The 7,316-nt window shown below is 71.1% G+C and carries 8 protein-coding genes; 4 read left to right on the top strand and 4 right to left on the bottom strand.

Annotated elements, in window-relative coordinates:
* Positions 1-315: 315 nt before the first annotated feature.
* The 4 genes from DQW85_RS31075 to DQW85_RS47765 all read right to left on the bottom strand — a co-directional run bounded on the left by DQW85_RS31075 (position 316) and on the right by DQW85_RS47765 (position 4,898).
* Complete coding sequence (locus tag DQW85_RS31075; protein WP_113703362.1) at positions 316-801, bottom strand: Lrp/AsnC family transcriptional regulator; 486 nt, start codon at positions 799-801, stop codon at positions 316-318.
* Between the two features lie 183 nt (positions 802-984).
* Positions 985-2,394, bottom strand: a complete 1,410-nt coding sequence (locus DQW85_RS31070) for a glycoside hydrolase family 16 protein (RefSeq protein WP_240197532.1) — start codon at positions 2,392-2,394, stop codon at positions 985-987.
* Between the two features lie 279 nt (positions 2,395-2,673).
* Positions 2,674-3,393, bottom strand: a complete 720-nt coding sequence (locus DQW85_RS47770) for a DUF5941 domain-containing protein (protein WP_113703361.1) — start codon at positions 3,391-3,393, stop codon at positions 2,674-2,676.
* Positions 3,390-4,898, bottom strand: a complete 1,509-nt coding sequence (locus DQW85_RS47765) for a CDP-alcohol phosphatidyltransferase family protein (protein ID WP_113703360.1) — start codon at positions 4,896-4,898, stop codon at positions 3,390-3,392. Before DQW85_RS47765 ends, DQW85_RS47770 begins: the two co-directional genes overlap by 4 nt.
* 140 nt (positions 4,899-5,038) lie before the next feature.
* Here DQW85_RS47765 and recO point away from each other — a divergent pair, with 140 nt between their 5' ends.
* From recO to DQW85_RS31040, 4 genes are all read left to right on the top strand, one after another.
* Positions 5,039-5,773: a DNA repair protein RecO gene (gene recO, locus DQW85_RS31055; protein WP_113703359.1), complete on the top strand. Its 735-nt coding sequence runs from the start codon at positions 5,039-5,041 to the stop codon at positions 5,771-5,773.
* A complete protein-coding gene (locus DQW85_RS31050) occupies positions 5,770-6,543 on the top strand; it encodes an isoprenyl transferase (protein WP_113703358.1) in 774 nt (257 codons plus the stop codon). Before recO ends, DQW85_RS31050 begins: the two co-directional genes overlap by 4 nt.
* A gap of 61 nt (positions 6,544-6,604) precedes the next feature.
* Positions 6,605-7,021, top strand: coding sequence for a tRNA (N6-threonylcarbamoyladenosine(37)-N6)-methyltransferase TrmO (tsaA, locus tag DQW85_RS31045; protein ID WP_113703357.1), 417 nt, complete (start codon positions 6,605-6,607; stop codon positions 7,019-7,021).
* A gap of 109 nt (positions 7,022-7,130) precedes the next feature.
* Positions 7,131-7,316: NAD-dependent epimerase/dehydratase family protein (locus DQW85_RS31040; RefSeq protein ID WP_113703363.1), on the top strand; the 186-nt coding region annotated here is incomplete at its 3' end.

Below are 7,316 nucleotides of genomic sequence, written 5' to 3'. Positions count from 1 at the left end.
GGATCCATCCACGGGTTGATCGCGTACTCGACCGTGAAGTGATCCGGGCGGCACATCAGGAAGTGCTTGGGCATGCGTGGCTCCGTCATCGTCGTTCGGGGGTCTGGGGTCACACGGAGGGGGACCGCTAACAGCCTAAAAATGTATGTTTATGCAGGCCAAGCGAATCGCATTGCGTCTTCGCGCGGGTCCGTTGCGTGTCCCGGCGGGCGACGTACGATTCGTTGCGCGGGTACCCGGCCGGACGCGCGCGATCCGCCCCGTGCGCCTCCCACAGGGCTGCCCGGCAGGCCGCGGCGCGTCGCGAGAGGCCGGTCAGGGCAGCGCGCGCGACCCCGTGCGCGCGTCCGGAAGGGCCGCGCCCGGCGGCAGGTCGACGAGCCGAGACAGCACGATGGAGCTCTTCGTCCGCACCACGAACGACTCGGCCGCGATCCGCTCGATCACCCGCTCCACGTGACGCACGTCTGTTGCGCGGATGTGCAGCAGCGCGTCGGCCTCACCCGTGACGGTGGCCGCGGCCACGACTTCCGGGAACTTGGCCACAGCCAGCGCGATGTCGGACGGCTTGGTCTTGCCCTGGCAGAACAGCTCGACGTACGCCTCGGTGGTCCAGCCCAGCGCCCGCGGCGCCACCCTGGCGCTGAATCCCGTGATCGCCCCTGTCTCGCGCAATCGGTCGACCCGCCGCTTGACGGCCGACGCGCTCAGCCCGACCTGGTGCCCGATCTCAGCGTAGGTCGCGCGGGCGTCCTCGACGAGCGCCGCGATGATGTGCCGATCCAGCTGGTCCAGTTCCACGCGCCCTGTATATCGCCTAGCCGCGCCGATGCGCGACGCGGCAGACTGGGCCTCGCCGTAACGGCCGGTGCCCCGGCGGGCCGGGGCGGTGGATGGGGCCCCAGGGAGCCCGGCCTGGTGCGGTCGTCGGACTCCCTGGGACGTGCCGTAACCCTCTCGGTCATGCCGTGATGGGCCGGCCCGTCAGTTGGCGAAGGTGAGCCAGTTGACGTTGACGTAGTCGGCCGGCTGGCCGCTGGAGAAGGTCAGGTAGACGGTGTGCGTGCCGGTCACGGGTGAGATGTTCGCCGGAACCGTGCGCCAGCTCTGCCACCCGCCCGTGTTCGCCACGGCGAAGTCGCCGATCGGCGGGGCGGTGGGGCTGTCGAGCCGCACCTGCACGAGCCCGCTCACCCCGCCTGCCGCCCCGGACGCCACGCGCACCTGGATCTGGCTGGCCGCCTGGCCGCCGAAGTTCACCCCGTCGAAGCGGAGCCAGTCACCGTTGGAGATGGCGCCGACGTTCTGCCCGCCGCCCGTGTCGGTGGTGTTCTCCACCATGGTCCCCGACTGGGCCTGGTATCTCTCGGCCTGGATGGTGGAGCGGGCGTCGATCCCGCCGGGCGGGGTCGGCGACGGCGTCGGCGACGGGTCGGTGCCGCCGCCGCTCTGCCAAACCGCCACGTAGTCGACCATCATCGGCCGTCCGGGCACCGTGGCGGCGGTCGGCGTGCCGAAACCGGCGACGCCGTTCGGGAACGCCCCGCCCATGGCCACGTTCAGCAGCAGGAAGTAGCCGGCGTGACCGGTCATGTTGTTCCACGTGCCCGCGTCGAACTGCGACTGGCTCACGCTGTGGAACTGCTGCCCGTCCACGTACCACCGCAGCTGGTTGGGGGTGACGCTGCGGTCCCACTCGAAGCGGTAGGTGTGGAAGGCCGACTGGCAGCTGGCGCCGGGGCAGGCGCGGCTGGCGCCGAGGCCGTTGGTCTCGTTGCACGGCCCGCCGGGGTTGACGCCGCAGTGGAGGACGCCCCAGACGGAGTTGATGCCGTTGACGTTCTCCATGATGTCGAACTCGCCGATGCCCGGCCAGTTCCAGTAGTTCCCCCGGTACGGGGAGCCGAGCGCCCAGAACGCCGGCCAGTAGCCCAGGGCGGCCTGGCCGGTCACGTTCGGCATCTGGATGCGGCCCTCGATGCGCAGGACGCGCCCGTCGGCGGGCTTGAAGTCGGCCCGCCTGGTCTCGATGCGCGCTGACGTCCACTCGCCGGAGCCGCTGCGCTGCGGCGTGATGCGCAGGTTGCCCGTGCCGTCGAGGGAGAGGTTGGAGGCGTTGCCCGTGTAGTTCTGGATCTCACCGGTGCCCCAGTTGCCGGGGCCGCCGGGGTAGGAGTGGCCGGTGTCGACGATCCAGTTGGCCGACGACGGCGCCGACCCGGCGGTGCCGTTGAAGTCGTCGGACCAGACCAGCGACCAGCCGGACGGGGTGGGCGGCACGGCGGCCGAGGCGGTGACGGCGGCGTGCACGAGGAGGCCCGCGAGCGTGGCCAGCGCCACGGCCAGCGCTGCCAGGCGTCTGCGGGCACGGGGCATGGGGAAACGGAGATGCATCGCTGCTCCTGGGGGGATGCGTGGGCGCAAAGAGAGCGCTCTCTTGATGGAGAGGTAAGCACAGGGTTTTGGTTGTGTCAATAAACAATCACCGTTGGAGCTAAGTCGGAGTGAGGTCGGTCATCTCCGAGAGAGCGCTCTCGGATAGGTGGGCGCCGGAGGCTCCCAGCCCTGGTCGGCGGGTGGCGCCTTTCCGTGCTTGCCGTAAGCCTTTCCGTGCTTGCCGTAAACGAGAAAGCGCCCACCCCCTCAGGGGCAGGCGCTCTCGGAAGTCGCGGGTCAGCCCTTCTCGGCCTCGCCGGTGGCCTGTTCGAGGGCGTCCTCGGGGCTGGCCTCCAGGTCCTGCTCGGCGTCGGCGCCCGCCTGAGCCGAGGCCTTGTCGAGGCGCACCCAGCTCGTCACACTCTCCACCGCGAAGAGCACGAACAGGTACGCCGTCAGCACCGCGAGCACGAACGTCTCCCAGCCGAGCGCAGCGCCGGCCCCGATGATGATCAGCCGCAGCTCCCAGCCGAGCCCAGCGTGGAACACCCAGGTGGGCGGCCAGATGCTCTGCCGCGTGCGGTAGACCGTGTCGTAGGTGTGGTAGCCCACCACGTAGACCAGCACGAACAGCAGCCACTTCGGCGCCTCGGCGGCCAGCCCCACCACGATGACGGTGAGGAACTCGGTGCCGCGCAGCAGCGGCGGCGTGAGCCAGTCGAAGCGGCCCAGGTGGTCGCGCGGCGCCGTCGGCAGGATGAGCAGCACGGCGATGAGCACCGGGACGAGCAGCAGCGGCCCCGGCCGCAGCAGGCCCGAGGCCGTGACCGCGATGACCGTGACGAGGGCGCCGAGCGTCGCCGGGACCGGGGGCAGGCCCTTGCCGAGCCGGCCGGCCAGCGCGTGGACCAGGGGGCCGTCGTCGCGGTAGGCGAGCAGGCGGGCGGTCTGGATGCGGCGGCGTTCCTCGTCGGGGTCCGGCGTGGGGGTGGCGGCGGCCTGCGGATAGGTGATCATGCGAGCGACCTCATGAGGCGTCCGGTGAGGGTGTAGGCGGCGGCGACGGTGCCCCAGGTCACCAGCGTGAGGAAGGTGATGCGGGCGTCGAACAGGGCGGCGGTGATCGCGATGGCCGCGAACCGCTCGCCGATGGGGAAGACGATCATCTTGCGGGCCCAGTGGACCGCGCGGTAGCGGCCGGCCCTGGACCACATCTTGAGCAGCCCGCGGATGCCCTGGCTGCGCTCCACCTTGCGCCGCTCCAGCGCCTTGCGCAGGTCGCGGTCGTCGGGTGCGGCCAGCGGCAGCGTCGGCAACTGGGCCGGCGGTCTGCGGCGGTTGGAGATGCCGAAGGAGAAGTCGAGCAGGTGACGGATCGACTGCAGGCTGATCGCCGCGAGCGCCAGGATCCAGATGTCGTCGCCGTTGCCCGACACCACCCAGCCGACCGCGAGGCCGGCGAACACCACGTACTCCTTGAACCGGTCGAACGTGGCGTCCAGCCACGCGCCCAGCACGCCGAACCTGCGCGCGTAGCGGGCGACCTGCCCGTCGACACAGTCGAACACGAACGCGAAGTAGATCAGCGCCCCGCCCGCCACCATCCACGGGCGCTCACCCGTGGCGAAGCAGGCGGCGGCGAGCACGCCCAGCGCGATCGAGATGAGCGTCACCTGGTTGGGCGTCAGCCCCCGCCTGGCCGCCCAGCGGGCGATGAACCGTGAGTAGGTCGAGACGAAGTACGTGGTGAAGAAGCCGTCGGCGCCCTTGACCGCGTTGTCGAGCCTGGCCCGGTCCTCGTCCATGCCGGCCATCTCGGCCCCGGCCTCGCCGGCCTCCTCCTGGGTGGTGACCCTGCGGTAGAAGAGGTCGCGACGGCCGCGGATGCCGACCGACACGCCCTTGCGCACCAGGCCGAAGACGATCAGCTGGACCAGGTCGTCGTCCGCGCCGAACGCGTCTGCCATGGCGGCCAGCTCGCGGCAGGTCTCCGCCAGCGTGGGCGCGTTGCGCGCGCTCACGTGGAGCGGGCCGAGGACCACCGCGTTGGGCCTGGTCACGGCGTGGTGGGCGGTGCCCACCGAGACCACCCGCGACTTGCCGGCGCGGGCGCGGAGAGGCAGCCCCTCCAGGGTGCGGTCACCGATCTCGGGCTCGGCCTCGTCGATCGGGACGATGTCCTCCTGCGCCTCCTCGAACGTGTCCGGGCGGGGCTCCTTGGCGATCAGCGCCAGCGCGCCGCGCTTGGACTTGGTGATCTGGTAGATCAGCTCGTCGTGGATCACCGAGTTCGCGGGAATGATGAACAGGCTGTCCGTCGCGGCTTCCGCCACGTCGGCGATCTGGCGCAGGGCGGCCGCCACGTCGCCGGACTCGACGGTGGCGGGCCGCGGATCCAGGGAGAGGATCTGGCTGCGCAGCCGCTCGGCCACGGTCGGGGCGCCGGGCAACACGGCGAGCCTCAGACCGGTCGGAGCGGTGTCTGGGCCGGGCGAAGAGCCCAGCAGGACCACGCGGGTCATGACTCCCTTTCGAGGCGGTTGCGGGGGGGTTAACAACGGGCAATGCGGGACAGGCGTCTGAGTCTAGTGAGAGTTGCGCAGAGTCGCGTCACTGACGAATGGTCCGTAACGGTAAGACCGGCCGGCCATAGGATGGGCCAGTGAGTCTCTACCGTGACGAAGGCGTGGTTCTGCGCACGCAGAAGCTCGGCGAGGCCGACCGCATCGTCACCGTCCTGGCCAAGCGCACGGGCAAGGTGCGGGCCGTGGCCAAGGGAGTGCGCCGCACCACCTCGCGCTTCGGCGCCAGGCTGGAGCCGTTCACCCACGTCGACCTGCAGTTCCACACGGGCCGCACGCTCGACGTGGTCACGCAGGCGGAGACGATCAGGCCGTACGGGGAGGCGCTGGCGGCCGACTACCCGCGCTACACCGCGGGCAGCGCGATGCTGGAGACCGCCGACCGGCTCACCCACGGCGAGAAGGAGCCCGCGCTGCGGCAGTTCCTGCTGCTGGTGGGCGGGCTGCGCACGCTGGCCGACGGCGCGCACGAGGCCAGGCTGGTGCTCGACGCCTATTTCCTGCGCTCGCTGGCCGTCGCCGGTTACGCCCCCGCGCTGGAGGCGTGCGCCAAGTGCCAGGCCCCGGCCGTCAGGGCGTTCGCCATCGTGGCGGGCGGCGTGGTGTGCGGCGCCTGCAAGCCCGCGGGCGCGGCCGTTCCGGCGGTGGAGACGATCGGGCTCATGACGGCGCTGCTGCGCGGCGACTGGGCGGTCGCCGACGCGTCGGAGCCGCGCCACCGCGGCGAATGCAGCGGCCTGGTCGCCGCTTACCTGCAATGGCACCTCGAACACGGAATACGCTCTCTTCGACACGTAGAAAGGGAGCCAGTTTGAACGTCCGACCGCCCACGCCGCACCCCTCCGGGGCGACCCCGCCGCCCATCCCGCGCGAGCTGGTGCCCAGGCACGTGGCCATCGTCATGGACGGCAACGGCCGCTGGGCCAAGGCGCGCGGGCTGCCGCGCACCGAGGGGCACAAGGCCGGTGAGGCGTCGCTGTTCGACGTCATCGAGGGGGCGCTGGAGCTGGGCATCCCCTACCTGAGCGCCTACGCCTTCTCCACCGAGAACTGGAAGCGCTCGCCCGACGAGGTGCGCTTCCTCATGGGCTTCAACCGCGACGTCATCCGCCGCCGCCGCGACGAGCTGAACGCCATGGGCGTGCGGGTGCGCTGGGCGGGTCGGCCGGGGCGGCTCTGGAAGAGCGTCATCGCCGAGCTGCGCACGGCCGAGGCGATGACGGAGCACAACCGCGCGCTGACGCTGCAGTTCTGCGTCAACTACGGCGGCCAGGCCGAGATCGTCGAGGCCGCGGTCAAACTGGCCGGCGACATCGCGGCCGGGCGGGTCAAGCCGTCGAAGGTCAACGAGAAGGTGTTCGCCCGCTACCTCGACGAGCCGGACATCCCTGCGGTCGACCTGTTCGTCCGCTCGTCGGGGGAGCAGCGGTTCTCCAACTTCCTGCTGTGGCAGTCGGCCTACGCCGAGATGGTGTTCCTCGACCGGCTCTGGCCCGACTTCGACCGCAGGGACCTGTGGGAGGCGTGCGAGACCTACGCCAAGCGCGACAGGCGTTACGGCGGGGCGGTCCCCAACCAGTTGTAGGGCATTCGCGGGTGAGCGGCCTCGTGGCCCTGCGACCCGCCGACGGAAGGTGGGGCGGATCATGGGTGTGGAGACGTTCACGGTGGAGCCGATCGGCTGGGTCGAATCGCCTCTGATCGACCGGGACCAGGCGCCCAAGCAGGGCGACGAGGGCTCGCCGGAGGCGTGGCTGGTGTTCGAGGAGCGGGTGCGCGAGGGCCTGCGCGATCTCGGGGCCGGAGACGACGTCATCGTGCTCACCTGGCTCGACCGCGCGCGCCGCGACACGCTCTCCGTCCATCCCCGCGGCGACCTGACCAGGCCGCGGGAGGGCGTGTTCAGCACGCGCTCGCCCGACCGCCCCAACCCGGTGGGCCTGCACCGCGTGCGGATCCTCGCCGTGGAGGGCACGCGGATGCTGGTGCGCGACCTCGAGGCGCTGGACGGCACTCCGATCGTGGACGTCAAGCCGGTGCTCGACAAGGACACCGAACGCTAGCCGCCCTCTCGTGAGTCAGTTGGCCGACTGACTATGGACACATGACCGGCTGTCCCGCTATGGTCCCAGAGTTAGTTAGTCAGCTCACTCATGTACTGGAGTACGGATCATGATCGTAGTGACGGGCGCAACCGGGAACGTCGGACGCGAGCTCGTGCGGGCGCTCACCTCGGCCGGGGAGCAGGTGACGGCGGTCTCCAGGCACCCGGCCGCCTCGTCCCGGCAGGACGCGCGGCCGGGGGGCCCCGCGCCGGACAGCCTCGCGCCGGGCGGTCTGGCACCGGACAGCCCCGCG

This window comes from Nonomuraea lactucae (assembly GCF_003313395.1).
GTDB lineage: Bacteria > Actinomycetota > Actinomycetes > Streptosporangiales > Streptosporangiaceae > Nonomuraea > Nonomuraea lactucae.
This window is presented reverse-complemented; position numbering and strand designations above follow the sequence as displayed.